Raw genomic sequence first — 19,444 nt, 5'->3', positions numbered from 1 at the left:
CGCGATTCCGGCCGACTATCTGTTCGTAGGGCAGCGAAGCGGCTCGGCCGACGTGCATCGCGGGTTGTTGGAGGAGCCCGGGATACGACGGTTAGGTCCCCGTTTAATCGAGCTGCCCCGCTATCCATGGGGGAAGGGCGGTCCGATCGCCTACTCGATGGGCGTGAAGTTGATCCTGGCTTTGTTTGCAAAATTCCACAAATAATTTGCGGAAATCGTACATGGCTTTCCCATCGGAAATGCGTTACTCTTCTTGTTGAGAAGAATTATCATTATCGACTGACGAGGAGAGAAAAGCTGTGAAGAGAATGCAAAAATGGGGACTCTTGCTGGCGATGTCGGCACTTATCATGATTCTGTTGGCCGCTTGCGGAGGAGAAAACAAGGCGACAAACGAAGGGGGAGAGGGGAGCACTGCGCCTGGCAGCGCGAGCCCCTCGCCTGAGGTTATAGAAGAGACGCCGGAGCCGTCGCCAACCGTGCGCACTGTCACGACGCTGGCAGGCACGGTGGACATTCCGGCCAATCCGGAGCGGATCGTCCTGACGTATGACGACGACGTCGATCACTTCCTGGCGCTCGGTCTTAAACCTGTCGCCGCTCCGCTCTATGACAGGGACGATAACATTAACGGCTATCTGCCTTATTTGGCGGATCAATTGGAAGGAATGGGAACGTTTCCGCTGTCCACCGATTTCGAGCCTATCGTGGCAGCGGAGCCCGATCTGCTCGTTGCTGGTTATCATCACCGCGAGGTGCTGACGGAGCTGCAGAAGATTGCTCCTACCGTCTACTTCGAATGGGATGTCGACTGGCGGAAGACGCATCTGGAGATGGGACGCCTGCTGAATTTGGAGGAGAAGGCTAAGAGCAACGTCGATGCCTTTAATGCGGAAATGGAAATTACCAAGACGTATGTCGCAGACGCAATCGGAGACGAACCCGTCGCGTTTATCAAGGTCCGTCAAAATCAGCTGGAGCTGTACGGCGGTCCGGGAACCGGTTCTTCCGCTTCCTTTATCCTGTACGATCTGCTTGGCCTGACGCCGGTTAAGGATGCCGCTACGGATACATGGGGCGCGCAGTTCTCGCTTGAGAGCTTTACGGGGCTGGAAGCGGAGCATCTCTTCCTGTTGGTGCAAGGGAACGACGAAAATGCGGCGCTTGTGGACGACTTGCTCAGCAATGAGCTGTATAAAAACGTGCCGGCCATTCAGAAAGGCCAGGTGTACAAGGTGAATAGTTATCCATGGGAGCGCGGCGGTCCAATCGTCTTTACCGAGGGAATGAAGCAGATTCGCGAGATGATCAAGCCATGAGCGGCCCATCTTCGAACGAGACTGGCGGTCTCTACGATCTGACCATTATCGGCGGCGGTCCCGCGGGCATGTATGCGGCCTTCTATGCGGGCATGCGGGATATGAAGGTTAAGCTGATCGAGGGTAAGAACGAACTGGGAGGTTTCCTGCATCACTACGCTGAGAAAATGATCTGGGATGTCGGCGGCATTCCGCCGCTCCGCTGCGATGGACTAATCGAGCGGCTCGCGGAACAGGCTAGGACATTCGAACCGGTCATCGTCTTCGGCCAGCGGGTCGACGGGCTGGAGACGCTGCCTGGCGGCGCTTATCGATTGCGCACCGATACCGGAGAGTCGCATGATACGAAGACGATTCTTGTCGCGGTTGGTCGGGGCATTACCGAGATGACCAGGCTGAACATTCAAGGCGCGGACCGTTATGAGCTGACCAATCTGCATTATACCGTCCAGAACCCGGAGTCCTTCCGGGACAAGCGAGTGCTCATATCCGGCGGGGGAAACTCCGCCGTAGATTGGGCGAACGAGCTTGCCGACGTGGCCAAGCAAGTGATCGTGGTGCATCGCCGCGAGGAGTTCGGCGCCATGGAGCGCAGCGTGTCCAGCATGCTGCAGGTGGCGGACGTGCGTACGCCTTATGAGCTGCATGGGCTTCACGGCGCGGGAGATGTTATCGGCGCGGTCAGCATCGCGCATATCGAGAGCGGCGATAAGGAGATGATCGAGGTCGACGCCGTGGTCGTCAGTCACGGCTATACGCGCAGCTACGGCGATCTGTTGGAGTGGGGTCTGGATATCGGCAAGCACGGAATTCATGTCAGCGATCAGACGGCGACGAACCTCCCCGGTATCTTCGCCGCCGGAGATTGCGCCTCGTACTCCAACAAAGTCAAGCTGATAGCCGGGGCCTTCACCGACGCGGTGCTCGCCGTTAACAGCGCCATGAGCTACATCGATGCCGAGGCGCCTAACATGGCATATGTCTCTTCGCATAACGAGAAATTCCGGGAGATGAACAAGCAGTTGCTTCATGCAAGCAAGGCTGTAGAAATGCAATAGAAGACGCGGCAGGGCGACGATCCAATCGTTAAGCTTAGGAAAGACACGGAATGCGGTTCCGTGTCTTTTTTGCATTCGAGAATGAGTCAGGTTCGGCTATAATATGGAGTTAATGGGCTTCAAGCGAATATGACCGATTTGTCAAAAATCGCTCATTTACTTTCCGGCCTAAAATCGATATAAAATGATAAAGGCGCTAGCAATAGAGACACTTACTTTTTGTAAGCGTTAACAGAATAGAGAAACAGAAAATAGAAAAAGGGGCTATGCAAGCGATGAACAAAAAATCCAGGTTATGGAGAGATTATTTGATATCCTATGTTTTTATTTTCGCGATCCCGTTTCTTATCCTCGGAATTTTTATATACATGAACGCGGTAAAGGTTGTGCAGCATGAGATCGAGCAAGCGAACAGCTATAAGCTGAAGCAGGTGCAAAGCTATCTCGACAGCCAAATTAACGGCTTGAAGCATATGGCGGCGAAGATGGCCTTCGATCAACGGCTGACTCCATACACGGCGAAGCTGAATGACTATTCGGCTGCGGAGACGGTGAAGGAACTGTCCAGATACAAGGACAACAGCTTGATTTTGGAGAGCGTGTTGCTGTATTTCCGCAACGATGGCTACATCTTCTCTAACGAAGGCGTAGTGTCGCTGAATGTACTGACCAAAGAGATGTATCCTTTCCCGGAGGCGGAGCGCGAGGCATTTTTGCAGGACCTGTCCACGAGTCTTCAGATTACATTGAAGCCAGCCGTTCCGGTCCAATTGAGAGGCACCCAGGAAGAACGTCTGCTCACGTATATGTTCCCAATTATGCCGAACAATAGCCAGCCATACGGTACGGTGCTGTTTCTGATCAACGAATCGATGCTGACAAGCATGATGAGCAATATGCTGGGTAATGTGCAGGGCGCCGTCTACTTGCTCAATGAGGCTGGCGAAGTGCTTGCCGTCGAGCGAACGGAGGATTCTCCCGAGCTGGAGCGCATTATGCAGAAGTCCGAGCTTAAGACGGGCGAGGTTATTAGCAGAATCGGCTCTACAAGCTATTCGGTCATGAGCGAGAAGTCGGAGCTGACGGGCTGGACGTACATGATCGTGATGCCGACGGATCAATTCTGGTATCGGGTCATCCAGTTCAAGCAGATCGCCGGCTTGGTGCTGTTGCTGGTGCTCGTGATCGGCATTGTTGCGGCCTGGTTCGTTTCCTTTAAAAAGTCGGGCCCGATCCGCGCGCTAGTTGCGCATTTGCAGCATCAGAGCACGCCGGGAAGATCGGAGCGGAGGAGCGCCAACGAGTTCGAGTTTATTCGCGGAACGGTGGACGACCTGCATCATTACACACTGCAGTTAGAGACGAATATGGAGCAGCAACTGCCTTTGGTTATCGATCAAATGCTCTATCGGGCATTAACGGGGAGCGGGTCCGAAGCAGAGACGGGGGCGGGATCGGCCTTATATCCGCATATTCAAGGCCAATATTATTACGTCATGGTCATCTCTTATCGCCAGGACAGCAATCAGATCGTCGGCTCATCCGGACGCGAGGCGCTTTACCGTATTCTGAATCGGGTCGAGGTCCCCGGCAGCAATGGCTTCGGTATCGAATTGCTGGACGAGCAGGCATTTGCGCTTGTCATGTCGGTTCAGGATGTTGTGGCGGATACTAGAGCGCATCAGAAGCAGGCTGCCGACACCATTCAGGCACTGTTGCGCGAGAAGCTCGGCATTCATTCCCTGATAGGCGTCGGCACGGCCCGCAGCGAGCTGTCCGACATTAATCAATCGTTTATCGAAGGGCTTGCCACCATAGAATACCGTCTTCTGTTCCCGGAGGGACATGTGTTGTTCTTCGAAGATACCGCGAAGCTCCAGGATCATAATCGCCAATATTCGATGGGCGACCAGATGAAGTTTACGCAAAGTCTTAGAATGGCGGATCAAGCCGTATGTCTCGATTCCTTGCATGCGATGCTGGACAATATGGCGCAGATGGAGCAGTCCGTGCTGTTGCTTCGTTATATTTGCTTCGATCTGGTCAATGCCGTGCTGAAGGAGATGAGAACTCTGAAGATCGGGATGGATTGGCCGGAAACGAAACGAATGATGGAGTTCCAGACGTTGGAGGATCTGCGGGAAAGCATGCGTATCGTTGTGATCCGTATTTGCGAGCATGTGGGGGCGGGCAAACAAACGAAGCGTGCCGACCTGTGCGCCAAAATTATACAGGAAATCGATCAGGGCTACAGGTCGGATCAGCTAAGTCTGGACATGCTGGCCCAGCAATTCGACGTGTCCGCTTCCTATATAAGCCGATTAATTCGCGAGCAGACGGGCACATCCTTTATAGAATATGTGCAGCAACTTCGGATCGAGGCTGTTAAGCGCGAGATGCTGTCAACCGATCGCCCCATTAAAGATATTATTATCGAAGCCGGTTATCAGGATATGTCGAGCTTTATTAAGAAATTCAAGAAGTCCGAGGGGCTGACCCCGGGCGAATACAGGAAAAAAGCGCGTATGGAATAGGTCATTTGTGACGGAATCCAATATGACCGATTGAACAAAAATCGCCGATTTACACTAGACTCCCTCGAATCTATAGTGAGAACCATCAACCGATGAGGGGAGGTAAGGATTCTCGATGATCGCGCTTTCAAAGAACGTTCGCAAGTATTGGCAGCTGTACGTCTTTATTGTTCCCGCGCTGGCCTACTTTATTGTTTTTCATTACATCCCGATATACGGCGCGCAAATTGCTTTCAAGAACTATTCGGCTGTAAAAGGAATATGGGGAAGCGCGTGGATTGGTTTTGATCATTTCGAACGTTTCTTTAATTCGTATTACTTCAAGCTGCTGTTAACCAACACGCTGCAAATCAACCTGTACCAGCTGGCGCTGTTCCCGGTCTCGATCATTGTGGCGTTGTCGATCCACGAGGTGACCAGAGCGCGGTTCAAACGATTTGTGCAGCTCGTCACGTATGCGCCGCATTTTATTTCGGTCGTCGTCATTTCGGGCATGATTCTGGTGTTTCTTGATCCGTCCTCGGGTATTGTCAACACGATTATTAAAGCTTTGGGCGGAGAGTCGATCTCCTTTATTACGGAGCCGGGATGGTTCAAGAGCATTTATGTGTTGTCCGGGGAATGGCAGAACCTGGGGTGGGGCGCCATCATCTATTTGGCAGCGCTCGCAGGCATCAATCCGGAGCTTCATGAGGCTGCGCAAATCGACGGCGCCAGTCGCTGGCAACGAATCTTCCATATCAATGTCCCGGGCATTATGCCAACTATTATTATTTTGTTTATTCTTAATCTGGGCAGCTTTATGAACGTGGGCTTCGAAAAGATCTATTTGCTGCAGAATCCGCTGAACATGGAGTCCTCCGAGGTCATTCAGACACATGTGTACAAAAGTGGTTTGCTTCAAGCGCAGTACAGCTACACGGCGGCAATCGGCTTGTTCAATAATGCCATTAATTTTGCGATTCTGCTTACCTTCAACAGACTGGCGAGAAGGAGCGGCAACAGTTTATGGTAGAATCGGAGCGGAAGACCGGAGGGACAGAGGGATGATCAGACAAACATGGGGAGACAGGGTGTTCCAGGCAATGAATAGCGGATTTCTTGCCATTCTGGCTATGCTGGTCTTGTATCCGCTGGTATATATCGTAAGCGCATCGATTAGCGATCCGTCTTATGTGAATTCCGGACAAATGTGGTTATGGCCCAGGGGACTAACATTCGAGGGTTACGAGAGGGTATTTCGTAATCCGGATATATGGCAAGGATATATGAACTCCGCCATTTATACCATTGCCGGCGTATTGATTAATTTGGCCGTCACCTTGCCCTGCGCCTATGCGCTGGCGAGAAGGGATTTGCCCGGCCGCACGCCGGTGACGCTCGTTATTATTTTTACGATGTTTTTTAGCGGCGGCTTAATTCCAAACTACCTGCTCGTAAAGGATCTGGGCATGGTAAACACGTATTGGGCGTTGCTGCTGCCCGCGGCGGCTTCGGCGATTAATATTATCGTATCGCGAACTTTCTTCCAATCAAACATTTCGCGGGAGATGGAAGAGGCGGCGTCAATGGACGGCTGTTCGGATTTTAGAATGTTTTTTGTTATTGTGCTGCCTTTATCCAAAGCGATCATCGCGGTGATGGCGCTATTCTACGGCGTAGGCCATTGGAATCAATACTTCAGCGCATTAATTTATTTGAGCGACAGAAACATGTTCCCACTTCAGCTCTTCCTTAGAGAAATATTGGTGCAGCAAGAAATTGCGGCGCAAATGTTGATGAACGGCGGCGATGTGGAATTGATGATGGCGGAGCAGACTCGTATATCGGAATTGATCAAATACGCGGTTATGATTGTTGCCGCACTGCCGCTTATTATTGTTTATCCGTTTGTTCAGCGTCATTTTGTGCAAGGCGTTATGATCGGATCCATTAAAGGATAAAACACAGGGAGGTTTTTCTATGAAAAAAAGAACAGTGCGCAGCGTAGCTGCAGCAGTGGCGCTAATTTTAGCTGTATTGCCGGGTTGCGCGTCGAACGGCAACGAGGGAAATACAAATACCAATCAGGCGGAAAGCCAGAAGCCGTCCGATAAGCCGAAAACATTTAATGAAACAGGCCTTCCGATCGTGGACCAGCCGATCAAGCTGACGATGATGGGCGCCGAGGACATGCAGCGGAATTGGGAGGACCTCTATTTCTTCAAAGGAATGGAAAAGGATACGAATATTCAGTTCGAATATACGACCTTGCCAAGCACATCCTATCAGGAACGCAAAAACCTGGCCTTTGCCAGTAATGAATTGCCGGACGTCTTCTTCCAAGGCGGGCTGAGCAGCAATGACGAAGTGAACTACGGCTCGCAAGGCATGCTGATACCGCTGGAGCAATTAATTGCGGATTATGCGCCAACATTGACGAAGCTGTTCGAGGATAATCCGGAAATTCGCCAATCGATTACCGCGCCGGACGGACATATTTATGCACTGCCGCAAATCGCGGATCATCCGCGCGACCGCTACTTGCGATTGTTCGTGAATGGCGAATGGTTGAACAATCTGAGCATTAGCAAGCTGCCTGCAACAGTCGACGAATTGTATGATTTGCTGGTGAAGTTCCGCGATGAAGATCCTAACCAAAAGGGCGTAGCCGATGAAATTCCGTTGACCGGGGACAATAAACTGCATTATATTCGCCCGATCATGTTGTCGTACTTCGGTTATGTCAGCGATTTCGTTAATGTGAAGGATGACAAGGTCAACTTCGTGCCGGTACAGTCCGGCTACAAGGACTACTTGACCTTTATGAATAAGCTGTACGCCGAGAAGCTGCTGGATCCCGAAATCTTCTCTCAGAACAAAGCGCAAATGACGGCCAAAGGCGAAAACGAGCTGTACGGTGTCATGGGCAACAGTCTGCCGATCTTTGGCGGAAAGGATAGGCAGGTTGTGCCTAATAACATCTTGGACAATCCGCAAATGCCGCCGCTTGTGAGCGAGGCGGGCGCAACGCCGATCTACCTGGAGCGAGATACGATACGTCGCGGCATGTTTGCGATTACTAGCGCGAATAAACATCCGGAAGCAACGATTCGCTGGTTTGACTACCTCTATTCGGAGGAAGGTTACCTGCACGCGCAATACGGCATAGAAGGCGAAAGCTATCGCTGGTCCGACACGGATCCGAAGTATGTGGAGTTTATGGTTCCGGAGGGAATGCTGGAGAACGATTTCAAAAATATGAAGGTGTCTAATTTGGGTTATGGTTTCGCCAACGAAGAGTTGGAGAAGAAGTTCCTGAACTCGAGCTGGCTCGGATTCGTGCTGAATGACCAGGTCGGACAGTATGAGGATTATGGCCAGAAGGCGTTCCCGCTTACTTATTTCACAGAAGATGAGCTGCAGCGGGTTAATGCGATCACGGTTGATCTGCAAACCTTTATCGAGCAGATGGAAGCAAAAATCGTCGTTGGTCAGGACCCGGTGTCGAAATGGGAAGAATACGTGCAGACGATGAATAAAATGGGGGTAGAGGAACTGGTAGCCATCTATCAAGCTTCCTATGATCGCTGGAAAAACGCAAAATAAAAATCAGGAACGGGCGAAGCGGGGATGCTGCGCCCTTTTCCTTGCGGAAAGGAAGAGGATTATGAGGGAGAAGCAACGAAACATACAGGAGTATGATGTCGTCGTGGTCGGCGGCGGATCGGCAGGAACAGCCGCAGCGATGCAAGCGGCCAAAGCGGGAGCCAAAACGGCTTTGATCGAAAAAAACGGGATGCTGGGCGGAACGACCACGGTGGGAGCCGTCAATTTCCCGGGCTTGTTCCATGCTTGGGGGAAGCAGGTGATCGCGGGCCTCGGCTGGGATGCGGTCGTGCGGACGGCCGAGCTGGAGGGAGCGGAGCTGCCGGACTTCTCCGTCGTGCCCGAACGGCATTGGCAGCACCAGATTCGCATCAACCGGTTCCTGTATTCGGCCGTGTTGGACGAAATGTGCGTTGACGCCGGAGTGGAATTAAGGTTTCATGAAATGACGGCGGCGGCCGAGGGGACCGATTCCGGCATCCTGCTGACTGTGGCGGGCAAAGAAGGGATAAGCCTGCTGCACGCAAGCAAGGTTGTGGACGCGACCGGCGATGCCGATGTATGCGGCTTGCTCGGTTACGGACGAGTCAAGAGCGAGCATAAGCAGCCCGGAACGATAATCAATGAAATCGGCGGGTACGTGATGGACGATATTAATCCGCTTGAGCTAAAGCGGCTTTATGATGCAGCGCTTGCCAAAGGCGAAATTCGTATGACGGATCATCCGGCAAGCGACATTCCGTTCTATCACGATTTAAAGGGCGGCGCCATAAGCATGCATGTGCCGGGAATAGACGGCGGCAGCTCGGCGACGAGAACGGCGGCGGAGCTGGAGGCGCGCCGGACCTTGCTGCGCATCTACAAATTTCTGCGCACGGTTCCGGGCTGTGAGCGGCTTACGATCCGATTTGCCGCGAGCGAATGCGGCATTCGCGAAACATGGCGGATCGTCGGGGAGGAAACCGTCACCGAAGAAGCGTATTTAAATGGGTATGTGTGGCCTGACTCGGTGTGTTACAGCTATTATCCGATAGATCTGCATCACCCGAGCAGCAACACGATTATAAAAAAGTATCAAGCCGAGCATGTCGTGGCGACGATTCCGTACAAAGCGCTTATACCGGTTCGGAGCGAACATCTGCTTGTCGCCGGACGTTGTATAGCAGGCGATCAGATGGCCAATTCCGCTTATCGGGTTCAAGCCACTTGCATGGCTACCGGGCAAGCCGCAGGAGCCGCCGCCGCGCTTGCATCGCGAAATAACGTAAAGGTTCAGGAGTTGTCCTACAAGGAACTGACGGATTGTCTGCGACAACATGGTGCAATTGTGCCGAATCGTATGTAGGGGGAATCGAAGGTGGAGAAACGTTGGACGGCGTCATGGATTACGGATGAACGGTTCGTCGATCGGCCGAAGCTCTATTTGTTTCATAAGGAGATGGAGGAGGGGCAGGCGCATAGTCACGAGGAAGCTTTAACGAACGTTCATATGCTCGTCCGCAATTCGTTCGAATTGGACGTGGTTGGCGAGGAAGCCTGGCTGGACATAACGGCCGACGATTATTACAAGCTTTATATCAACGGGCAGCCGGTCGGTCAAGGTCCAGCGCAAAGCAGCTACGATCATTATTATTACAATCGATATAACGTTGCGCCCTATTTGAAGCTGGGAACGAACGTGATCGCCGTTCATCTCTATTATCACGGGCTTGTCTGCCGCTCTTACAACAGCGGCGATTACCGCCAGGGCATGATCGCGGAATTGGAGATCGGCGGACGGCTCGCGGCTTATACCGATGAGACATGGCTGTGTCGGATAGCGGAGGAATACAGCAGCGGAGGTATTATTGGCTATAATACGCAGTTTCTTGAAGCGATAGACAGCCGTAAGAAGCAGGCTGACTGGCGGGAGCCGGAAGCATCTCTTGCCGGCTGGAAGCCGTGTTGCACGTTTGCGGGCCATGATTATACGCTGATTGCCCAGCCTACGCCTCCGCTCGCGGTTTATCCCATCCGCCCGAAGCGCGTTGTTCGGTTATCGGAGGGCGGCCTTTGGATAGATTTCGGTCATGAATTGACCGGACAGCTGCAGTTTCAGGCGCGCGGTCAAGCGGGAGATATCGTCGAAATTCGCTGCGGCGAGGAATTGCTTGAGTCCGGGGACGGAGCCGGAGACGGTGCGGGGGATGGAGCGGAGCAAGAGCCTCGGCGCGTTCGCTTTCAGATGCGCTGCAATTGCGACTACCGGGAGCTCTGGACCTTATCGGGCGCGGTGGACGAACCTGACTTCTATGACTATAAAGCGTTTCGTTATGCCGAAATTATTGCGCCGTCTTCCGTTGTCATCGATATAGACAGCATTCATGCCATCGCAAGGCATTACCCGTTGGATGAACAAGCGAGCCGATTCCGCTCCTCCAATGATTTGTTAAATCAGATCTGGTCGATTTGCGGCAACGGCGTACAATGGGGGTCTCAAGAAAACTACGTGGACTGCCCTAGTCGAGAGAAGGGGCAATATCTGGGCGACAATACGATTATTACGCATGCCCATGCTTATCTTTCGGGCGATTTGCGGTTGTTCCGCAAATCCTTGCTCGATTTCCGGCAATATTCCCTTAAAGTATGTGAGGGTTTTACGGCAGTTGCGCCGGGACATCATATGCAGGAAATTGCCGACTTCTCGCTGCAATGGCCCATGCAGCTGCTGCAATATTACAGGCAAAGCGGCGATGCCGACTTTCTGCGCGAGATGCTTCCGGCGGCCGAGGGTATTCTCCGACATTTCGCGCAATTTGAACGAGAGGATGGCCTGCTGGAGCGGGTCACGGACAAGTGGAATTTGGTGGACTGGCCGGTTGGGATGAGGGACGAATACGATTTTCCGTTGACGCTGCCGATCGGCGAGGGCTGCCATCTTGTTGTAAATGCCTTTTATTACGGAGCCTGGAGCGTCGTGCTGCAAATGCGGGATATTCTGGACGCCCAGGTTCAGGTTCAGGGGGATTCTCAAGATAAGCAAAAGCAGGAGCAAAGGCGCGAGTCGTTCCGAACGCAGTTTTACGATCCGGAGCATCGATTGTTTGTGGATGCGGCGGGCTCCAGCCATCATTCTCTGCATGCCAATGCGCTGTCGCTGCTATTTGGACTTGCCGACGAAGGGGAAGAAGTACAGTCGATTGTGCGGTTCATTAGCCAAAAGAGGCTGAGCTGCGGCGTCTATATGGCTTATTTTGTTCTTCAGTCGCTGGCAAAGGCGGGAGCATACGACTTGCTTTACGAGCTGATTGTATCCGACGACGCCAATTCCTGGAGCACCATGATCAAGGAAGGAGCAACAACCTGCTTCGAAGCCTGGTCGAAGGACGCAAAGTGGAATACAAGTTTATGCCACCCTTGGGCAAGCGCCCCGATTCCGATGCTGATCGAACATATCGCGGGCATTCAGCCGGCGGAGCCGGGATGGACAGAGGTGAACTTCCGGCCTCGAATTCCTGCAAGTCTTGAGGAGCTGCATCTATCGTTCCAGACGGTTGCCGGACCCTTTGTGCTGGAGCATGGGAAGGAAGGAACGTTTTTACTTACGCCTGATGGCGTAAAGATACGCAACGAGCAGCTGTAGGCGTTAAAAACGCCGATGGACCGTAAAGTAACTCCGTTTAGCAGCCATAGGCGTTAATAACGCTTATGGCTCTAAAAGGTAGGCGAACGAGCAGCTGTATTGACTACAGTCGAATGCCTGCAAAAGCAACCCTGGGCTGCAAATTCGTACAAAATAACAAGGTTTTGCCGGAAAACGGTCAATTCTAGCCTAATAATCTATTGTTTGAGGTATACTCGCCCTCCTATAATGGATGATAATGAGAACTATTATCACGTTGGAGGGTTTAAAAATGCAAGTACACAGAATGAAGCATGTATTATTGGGGGTCGCGCTAACGTTAATCGTAACGGCGCTTAGCGCTTGCGGCGGAAACGGAGACGGCGAGAAGAAGGCGGAGACACGCGTGGTTAGCACGGTCAACGGGGATGTCGAGATTCCGGCGGAGCCGAAGCGCATCGTCGCGCTGTATTATCATCATCTCTTGCTGGCGTTCGATATGAAGCCGGTCGGGGCGAACTTGACCTGGTGGGGCGGAAGCCCGTTCCTGCAGGAACTGGAGTCGGACGGTATCGTGGACGTAGGAGGCCCTCCGTCGCTGGAAGCGGTAGCGGCGCTGGACCCCGATCTCATTATCATGAACAGCAACAACGTCGAGGACTACGACCAATATGCCAAAATCGCTCCATCCGTGCTCATCCCTTACGATGCGGCAAACAGCACCTACGACGATGCGAAGCTGCTGGGCGAAGTGCTCGGCAAACCGGAAGCGGGCGAGGAGCTGCTGAAGAAATTCGAGGAGAAAGCGGCGGCTGCCAGAGAGAAGATCGCAGGCAAAATCGACGAGAACGCCAAGGTCGCCATCATTCGAATCGAGGGCAAGGGCAGCCAATTCGCCATCTTCGGATACAATTACGGACGCGGCGGATGGTCCGTCTATCGCGGGCTGAATCTGAAGCTGCCGGCCCGCATCGAGAAGGAACTGAACGATCAGAACGCCCAAATCGTTCAGCAGTTGTCGATGGAGCTGTTGCCGGAATATGTAGCCGACGCGGACTATATTCTGGTCTCCAATGAGGGCGAGGGCTTGGAGCTCGTGAAGGATAGCGACACATGGAAGACCATCCCGGCCGTCAAGAATAACAAAGCGATCGAGCTGGACGGAAAACAATATTTTTATTTCGACCCTATTTCTATCGAAGCCCAGCTTGATCTGATTACCGAGCTGCTGCTAGAGCATTCGTAAGTAATCCTATCCGTCCCGGCGGATGTCCGTCCTTGCTTAGAAGAAGTCTTTGCTTAGAAGAAGTCCTTGCTCCGTCATTCCGGCGGACGAGGGCTTCTTTTTGCAAGTGCCCGAGGTTGATAGGAGCGCCCGGTGAGGTTACAATGGAGGCTAACAGATATTTGATAATTGTTCTCATTGTATCCGACGAGGAGTTGATCCGCTCTCCATGAAACATATTGAGCTATCCTTTCGGTCCCATTTGTTCACGTTCGTGGATATGGATTACCGGGCGTGTTCCCCCGAGAATTTGTCTCAGAAGTTGTTCGTCCATCATTATTCGCTGATCGCGGTCATGCAGGGCAGGGGAGCGGGGAGGATCGACGGCAAACGCATCAGGCTGATCAAAGGACATTGTTTCCTGGCCGCTCCCGGCGCCCTGTTGGAAGTGGACGGCGCGGAATCCGAAGGGCTGGCCTTCTACCGTCTGGCGTTCCGCATCGAACGAATCGCGAGCACGGAGGAGCAGGGAATCGGGTTGAAGGAGCCGGATGCGGAGGAAGAGATTTTGCGACTGGAAGACAAGCTTCACGTGCAGCCATTCGGCCAATGGGCCTCCATGCTTGAGGAGCTGTACCGGCACCGCGAGCATAAGACGGGGTTGGAAGGCTACCGGCAGCATATTCGCCTGCAGGAGCTGCTCTATTATTTGTGCGAGCGCAATGACGGGCAGTCGGAGCGAAATCCCCGAAGCGCCGTGAGCGGGAGCATCGACAAGCTGCATGAGGACATCACGCGTATCGCGAGCGTGAAGCAACTGGCTCAGCTGGCTAACATCGGGGTTAGGCAATACACGTACCTGTTCAAGGAGCTCACCGGTCGCAGTCCCGTCGATTACATGACAGAGCTTCGGATGAACGAGGCGAAGAAGCGGCTGCTCGTCTCGAACGACGATTTGAACACGATCGCTCGCAATGCGGGATTCCAGGACGTGTATTACTTCAGCAGGCGGTTCAAGCAAATGGTAGGGATGGCGCCCAAACATTTTGTGGCCAAGCGTCGCCGCGAACTGAGAATCGTTGCACTCTATTATGCCGGCATTCTAATGTCGATAGGCGTCAAGCCGCTAGGCGCGAACCTGACCTGGTGGGGAGGCAGCGAGTCCCTGAAGGAGCAGGAGCGGGACATCGTCGACGTGGGAGCGCAGCCCTCCCTGGAGAAGATAGCCGGGCTCGAGCCCGATCTCATTCTGATGAACGACACCCATTCGCAATATTACGGACAGTTCTCCAAGATTGCGCCCACCGTCATCATTCCGTATGACGGCAAACGCGGCATCTACGAGGATATCCGGCTGGTCGGCGAGCTGATCGATCGTCCGCAGGCGGCGGAGCAGTTCGTCGCCCGTTACGAATTGAAAGCGGAGAAGGCGCGGGCCGCTTTAACGGAAGCCGGTATAACGGGCGGCGACTCCCCGGCCACGATCATCCGGTTGGAGGGCGGAGGCAGCCAGTTCTCCGTCTTTGGCGACAACTACGGGCGTAGCGGTTGGGCGGTCTACAGGGGGCTCGGGCTTGCGGCGCCGGCGAAGGTGCGCCAACTGATCGAGAGCGGCACGCAGATCGTTCAAGGCCTCCCCATCGACCGTCTGCCCGAATATGCGGAGTCCTCCCGCTATTTGTTCGTCGTAAACGAAGGGGAGGGCATCGGGCTCATGCGGGACCGCGATCTCTGGAACGGGCTAGCGGCGGTACGAGGGGACCGGGTGTTCGAGTTGGGCAAGGAACAATTCGCCTACTTCGATCCCGTCTCGGTAGAAGCGCAGCTGGAGCTGCTGACGGAGATGCTGATCGTCAGGGGCGGTTAAACGTGGCGATAAGGGCGAATGGGACGAAAAAACCACGCCCCGAAAAGTCCGGAGCGTGGCTGCCGACCCGCAGAATCGTTCGAGAGCTAGAACGCCCAGTTGCCCTTGCGGAACACGGGCTCCCGCACGCCGTCCGCCGTAATGCCGTCGATGTCCATATCAGCCGAGCCGATCATGAAGTCGACGTGCAGAATGCTCTGATTCAGCCCTGCTTGCTTCAGCTCTTCGCGCGACATGGAGGCGCCGCCTTCGATGCAAGTAGGATACGCATTGCCGAGAGCCAGATGGTTAGAGGCATTCTCGTCGAACAGCGTATTGAAGAAAATCAAGCCGGAATTCGAGATTGGAGAATGATGCGGCACCAGCGCAGCTTCTCCCAGATAACGCGATTGGCCGTCCAGATCCAGCATCGTTTTCAGCACCTCATAACCCTTCTCCGCTTCAAAATGAACGACTCGTCCTTCCTCGAAGGTCAGGCTGAAATTTTCGATCAGCTTCCCTTGATAGCTCAGAGGTTTGGTGCTTCGCACGAAACCGTTCGTTCCGGTTCGAAGCGGCGCCGTATACACTTCCTCGGTGGGCACGTTGGGATTAAAGGCATCGCCCTTCTCGTTCCAGGAAATGCCCCCGTTCCAGCGATGCCGCTCCGGCAATCCGATGACCAGATCCGTGCCTGGCCCCCGGTAATGGAGCTGCTTGTATTGCTTGGCGTCGAGATAAGCCCGCTTCGCAAGCAACTCGTTATTATGCCGCTCCCAGGCCGCAACGGGATCGTCCTTGTCCACGCGAACGATTCGGAGAATGGCCTCCCATAACGTTTCAACAGCTACATTCGGTTCAAGCTGCGGGTAGACGAGCCTGGCCCAACCCTCCGAAGGAGCGGCCACGATGGACCAGGTCATGCGCTTCGACGACATGTACGACCTGAAGGTAGAAAGCGCCGCAGAAGAGATGCGGGAGTAGTTCGCTATCCGTCCGGGATCGACGCCTTTTAGAAGCTCGGGGTCCTCCGAGTGGATGAGCAGGTAAGCGTCGCCAGCCTCGGCCAAGTCCGTCATGGCCTGCGCCCGCCAGGCGGGATATTGCTCGAACGCCGCGTCCGGGGCGAGGCTGTAGTGCAGCTTGGTTACTTCCTCGTCGCGCCACTCCACGTGCACTTGTTTGGCTCCAACCTCGTAAGCTCGTTTTACGACGAGGCGGACCAGCTCCGGCACATGGATAGGCGCGTTGATCCAGAGCGTCTGTCCCGGCGCAATATGGACTGCGGTGCGGACGATCAGATCGGCATATTTGGTTAACTCCGTTACTGTTGGCAAGATGGATTCCTCCTCTTCTGAACCAAAGTGTATCACATTTCGATTGTTTTCTTCATCCGCAATAGTCGGAGGGCGGGCCATAGCTTGAACTATTCAATTGAACCTGTTAAGTTTTTTAGTACATGCTTTTCCCACAATGATCCGAAAGGAAGTGTCCATACATGAATCTGGAATCGGTTATGCAAGAGCTCGAAGCGCTTGGCAAGGAGCGCACCAAAAAAATCTATATGTCCAACGGCGCGCATGAACCGTTGTTCGGCGTTGCCACGGGCGAGATGAAGCCCATCAAGAGAAAGATCAAGCAGAATCAAGCATTGGCGGACGAGTTGTATGACACGGGCAATTACGACGCCATGTACTTCGCCGGCGTCATTGCGGATCCCAAAGCCATGACCGAAGCGGATTTCGATCGCTGGATGGACAGCGCGTATTTCTATATGGTTGGCGACTACGTGGTTGCGGTCACGCTGGCGGAGACCGACATCGCGCAGGAAGTGGCGGACAAGTGGATCGCGAGCGGCGACGAGCTGCGGATGTCGGCGGGCTGGAGCTGCTATTGCTGGCTGCTGGGCAGCCGACCGGACAGCGAGTTCTCCCGGAGCAAGCTGGAGGGCCTGCTTGAACAGGTAAGCAAGACTATACACGAGGCGCCTGCCAGGGCCCAATATTCGATGAGCAATTTCCTGTATACGGTCGCCGTGTCGTACAAACCGCTCCATGAACAGGCTTTTGAGACAGCCAAATCGGTGGATCCCGTGGAGGTCCAACTGGACAATGGCAAAAGCAAAATTCTTCAGGCGCCAGCCAATATTCAGAAGGCGATCGACAAGGGGCAGATTGGCTTTAAACGCAAATACGTTAGATGTTAATGATTGTAGGATGGCAAACAATTAAAAACGTATGATTTATGGATAAACGTCACTTGAAATTGATAGAGGCGTTTATCTTTTTTTGTTTGTTTTTCATCATTTTATGGATGAGGACTTCTTGGAAATTGATCATTGCTTGATAAAAGGGTGAAATGCGAAAGTTAGAGCAAGTTATCCAAAGACTAAGGAGAATATCGAATGAATGATTGGAAAACGGACTATTCCTTTGTTCAGCAGCCTTGCAAAAATTTCAACATACTCGCCAGTACGGACATCATTGACCCGATTGACGGAAAGCAAAAGTGGGTTCTTTCGAACTTTGCAGCAGGTGGGGTCGGTAATTTGATCTTCATTGATACGGCCACAGAAGAAGCGGAAGCCGTTCCATTGCCGGGTGATTCGGGAGCATGGGGACTTGTGAACTGGAATAATGAGAAGCTGATTGTCGGCACATGCCCGGAACATGCTTATCTTCATTGCTTCGATTTAGCGACAAGAACCTGGGCAGAGCCTTTGCAGCCCATCGGAGAGAAGTACTTCTGGGAGCTGGTAGTAGGCTCAGATGGTATGATCTATGGCGGAACATGGCCGGGATGCGCGTTAATACGATATGACCCCGTGCGGCATAAATTAGAACACCTGGGTCGTGTAAGCGAGCAAGAGAAAAACCAATACAGCCGTTATCTATCAGGAGATCTCCCCGGGTATATCTTTATTGCCTATGGATTCGAACAGTCCGGCATGAAAGTATTCGACATAGCGTCGGGAACCCTTCAAGAATTCGGCCTCCCCGGCTTTCGGGTTAAAGAAATAAACGATCAGGCTATCGTTCTTGCAAGCGAGGATCAGCTCGCCTTTTATCATAAAGATACCTTTGATCGTATCATTGATGATTCCGCTTTGAGAGATCAACTAGTCGTGCAGGAGATCCTTCTTCCGAATGGAAAGTTGAATCGCGTCATTCCGCTTGGAGGAGGGAAATTGGCAGGTATTCGCGGTCAAGATTACTTCATCCTCGATCATCCAGACCAAGTGCCGATGTTAAAGCGTATACCAACCACTGCTCCTCCGACAGCGATTCATTCTTTGATCAAAGACGAGAATGGGCTGCTCTGGGGGTGCAGCGCCTTCGGTCAAACGATCTTCACCTATAATCCGAGTACTAAGGCTTCCTGGAACTCATCTTCCGTATGTGATGCGGGAGGAGAGGTGTATGGAATGCAGATGATTAACGGACGCTTGTTTATGTCCTCATACATTGGAGGCGACCACATCGTCTATGATCCTAGAGAGACGTGGGATCAACTGAACAATCGAAATCCGATGTCTCTTCTTCCTGTTCGGCCGGCTTACATACGCCCGGAAGGCGGAAGCGTTATCGGACCAGACGGGGGATTTTGGACGGGGTGGTCGGCTAAGTACGGAACTTACGGAGGAGCTCTTACAAAAGTAGATCCCGTTAGCCTGGAAGTTGAGCAATGGGCAGAGCCTGTACCTGGGCAACAAATCGCAGGTTTAGCGGCTGATGGGCATTATTTATATTTTACAACAAACGGGGGTGCAAGCGGACTTCCGACCAAGATGGAATCTTGTTGCTTCGGAGTATGGTCTCCGAAAGAACATCTTGTTTATCTTCATCGCTTCGAGGAAGAAGGACAGACGGGTTCAGCTATACTTGCCGCCGGTGAATATGTGTTTGTTGGCGTAGGGTCGAAGATCTGTGTCTTTCATCCCGTCTTAATGAAGTTCGTAAATGAGCTGCAAATCAGGGAGGCTAGCAGCTGTATGGTTAAATTGAACGACCGAGCCATAGCTGTATTCAGTGGAAATCTTCTGCTCATTGTCAATACATCCGACTTTTTCATAGAGAAGAGCATTCTTCTTCCTGGCAAGGTAAGAACGGCTGCTGTTATTGAGAAGCGGGAATTGTATTTCGCAGTTGGAGCTTCTTTATATTGCTTAATAATAGCGTGTTGATTTCTATAGGAGGTGAGTTTAGCCGCAAGTGATTCGTTTAATTGAATTCTACGGGAGAGGCAGGTGAATCCATTCAATATGCAGCTAGGG

General features: G+C 52.8%; 14 protein-coding genes. 13 read left to right on the top strand and 1 reads right to left on the bottom strand.

Features of this window, described 5'->3' with window-relative positions; all coding sequences use genetic code 11:
- The 11 genes from PAT3040_RS37685 to PAT3040_RS31245 all read left to right on the top strand — a co-directional run.
- Window positions 1-205 (top strand): hypothetical protein (locus PAT3040_RS37685; protein ID WP_181376951.1); only part of this gene is annotated, 205 nt, incomplete at its 5' end.
- A 103-nt stretch (window positions 206-308) separates the two neighbouring features.
- The gene (locus PAT3040_RS31290; protein ID WP_258235254.1) at window positions 309-1,319 is read left to right on the top strand and encodes an ABC transporter substrate-binding protein; all 1,011 of its coding nucleotides are present in this window, start codon (window positions 309-311) and stop codon (window positions 1,317-1,319) included.
- Window positions 1,316-2,377: an NAD(P)/FAD-dependent oxidoreductase gene (locus PAT3040_RS31285; RefSeq protein ID WP_108995759.1), complete on the top strand. Its 1,062-nt coding sequence runs from the start codon at window positions 1,316-1,318 to the stop codon at window positions 2,375-2,377. Before PAT3040_RS31290 ends, PAT3040_RS31285 begins: the two co-directional genes overlap by 4 nt.
- Window positions 2,378-2,652: 275 nt before the next feature.
- Window positions 2,653-4,911, top strand: coding sequence for a helix-turn-helix domain-containing protein (locus PAT3040_RS31280; protein ID WP_181376950.1), 2,259 nt, complete (start codon window positions 2,653-2,655; stop codon window positions 4,909-4,911).
- A gap of 115 nt (window positions 4,912-5,026) precedes the next feature.
- Entirely contained in the window at window positions 5,027-5,926 is a 900-nt protein-coding gene (locus PAT3040_RS31275; RefSeq protein ID WP_108995757.1) for an ABC transporter permease, read from the top strand.
- A 31-nt stretch (window positions 5,927-5,957) separates the two neighbouring features.
- Complete coding sequence (locus PAT3040_RS31270) at window positions 5,958-6,854, top strand: carbohydrate ABC transporter permease (RefSeq protein ID WP_108995756.1); 897 nt, start codon at window positions 5,958-5,960, stop codon at window positions 6,852-6,854.
- A 19-nt stretch (window positions 6,855-6,873) separates the two neighbouring features.
- A complete protein-coding gene (locus PAT3040_RS31265) occupies window positions 6,874-8,499 on the top strand; it encodes an extracellular solute-binding protein (RefSeq protein WP_108995755.1) in 1,626 nt (541 codons plus the stop codon).
- Window positions 8,500-8,560: 61 nt separating this feature from the next.
- Window positions 8,561-9,844 (top strand): FAD-dependent oxidoreductase, encoded by a 1,284-nt coding sequence (locus PAT3040_RS31260; RefSeq protein WP_108995781.1) that lies wholly within the window; start codon window positions 8,561-8,563, stop codon window positions 9,842-9,844.
- A 12-nt stretch (window positions 9,845-9,856) separates the two neighbouring features.
- Complete coding sequence (locus PAT3040_RS31255; RefSeq protein WP_108995754.1) at window positions 9,857-12,121, top strand: family 78 glycoside hydrolase catalytic domain; 2,265 nt, start codon at window positions 9,857-9,859, stop codon at window positions 12,119-12,121.
- Window positions 12,122-12,392: 271 nt separating this feature from the next.
- Entirely contained in the window at window positions 12,393-13,346 is a 954-nt protein-coding gene (locus PAT3040_RS31250; RefSeq protein ID WP_179215949.1) for an ABC transporter substrate-binding protein, read from the top strand.
- A gap of 208 nt (window positions 13,347-13,554) precedes the next feature.
- Complete coding sequence (locus tag PAT3040_RS31245) at window positions 13,555-15,192, top strand: AraC family transcriptional regulator (protein WP_108995753.1); 1,638 nt, start codon at window positions 13,555-13,557, stop codon at window positions 15,190-15,192.
- 86 nt (window positions 15,193-15,278) lie between these two features.
- Here PAT3040_RS31245 and PAT3040_RS31240 read toward each other — a convergent pair whose 3' ends face one another.
- On the bottom strand, window positions 15,279-16,508 hold the full coding sequence (locus tag PAT3040_RS31240; protein ID WP_258235252.1) for an aminopeptidase: 1,230 nt from the start codon (window positions 16,506-16,508) through the stop codon (window positions 15,279-15,281).
- 161 nt (window positions 16,509-16,669) lie between these two features.
- Between PAT3040_RS31240 and PAT3040_RS31235 the strand changes: the two genes are divergently transcribed.
- Both PAT3040_RS31235 and PAT3040_RS31230 read left to right on the top strand, forming a co-directional pair.
- Window positions 16,670-17,377, top strand: coding sequence for a DNA alkylation repair protein (locus tag PAT3040_RS31235; RefSeq protein WP_108995751.1), 708 nt, complete (start codon window positions 16,670-16,672; stop codon window positions 17,375-17,377).
- 198 nt (window positions 17,378-17,575) lie between these two features.
- Window positions 17,576-19,354, top strand: a complete 1,779-nt coding sequence (locus PAT3040_RS31230; protein ID WP_108995750.1) for an NHL repeat-containing protein — start codon at window positions 17,576-17,578, stop codon at window positions 19,352-19,354.
- Window positions 19,355-19,444 lie beyond the last annotated feature (90 nt).

This window comes from Paenibacillus agaridevorans (assembly GCF_003112455.1).
Lineage (GTDB): Bacteria > Bacillota > Bacilli > Paenibacillales > Paenibacillaceae > Pristimantibacillus > Pristimantibacillus agaridevorans.
Note: the sequence above shows the minus strand (reverse complement) of the source record. Positions and strands in the feature narration are given on the sequence as shown.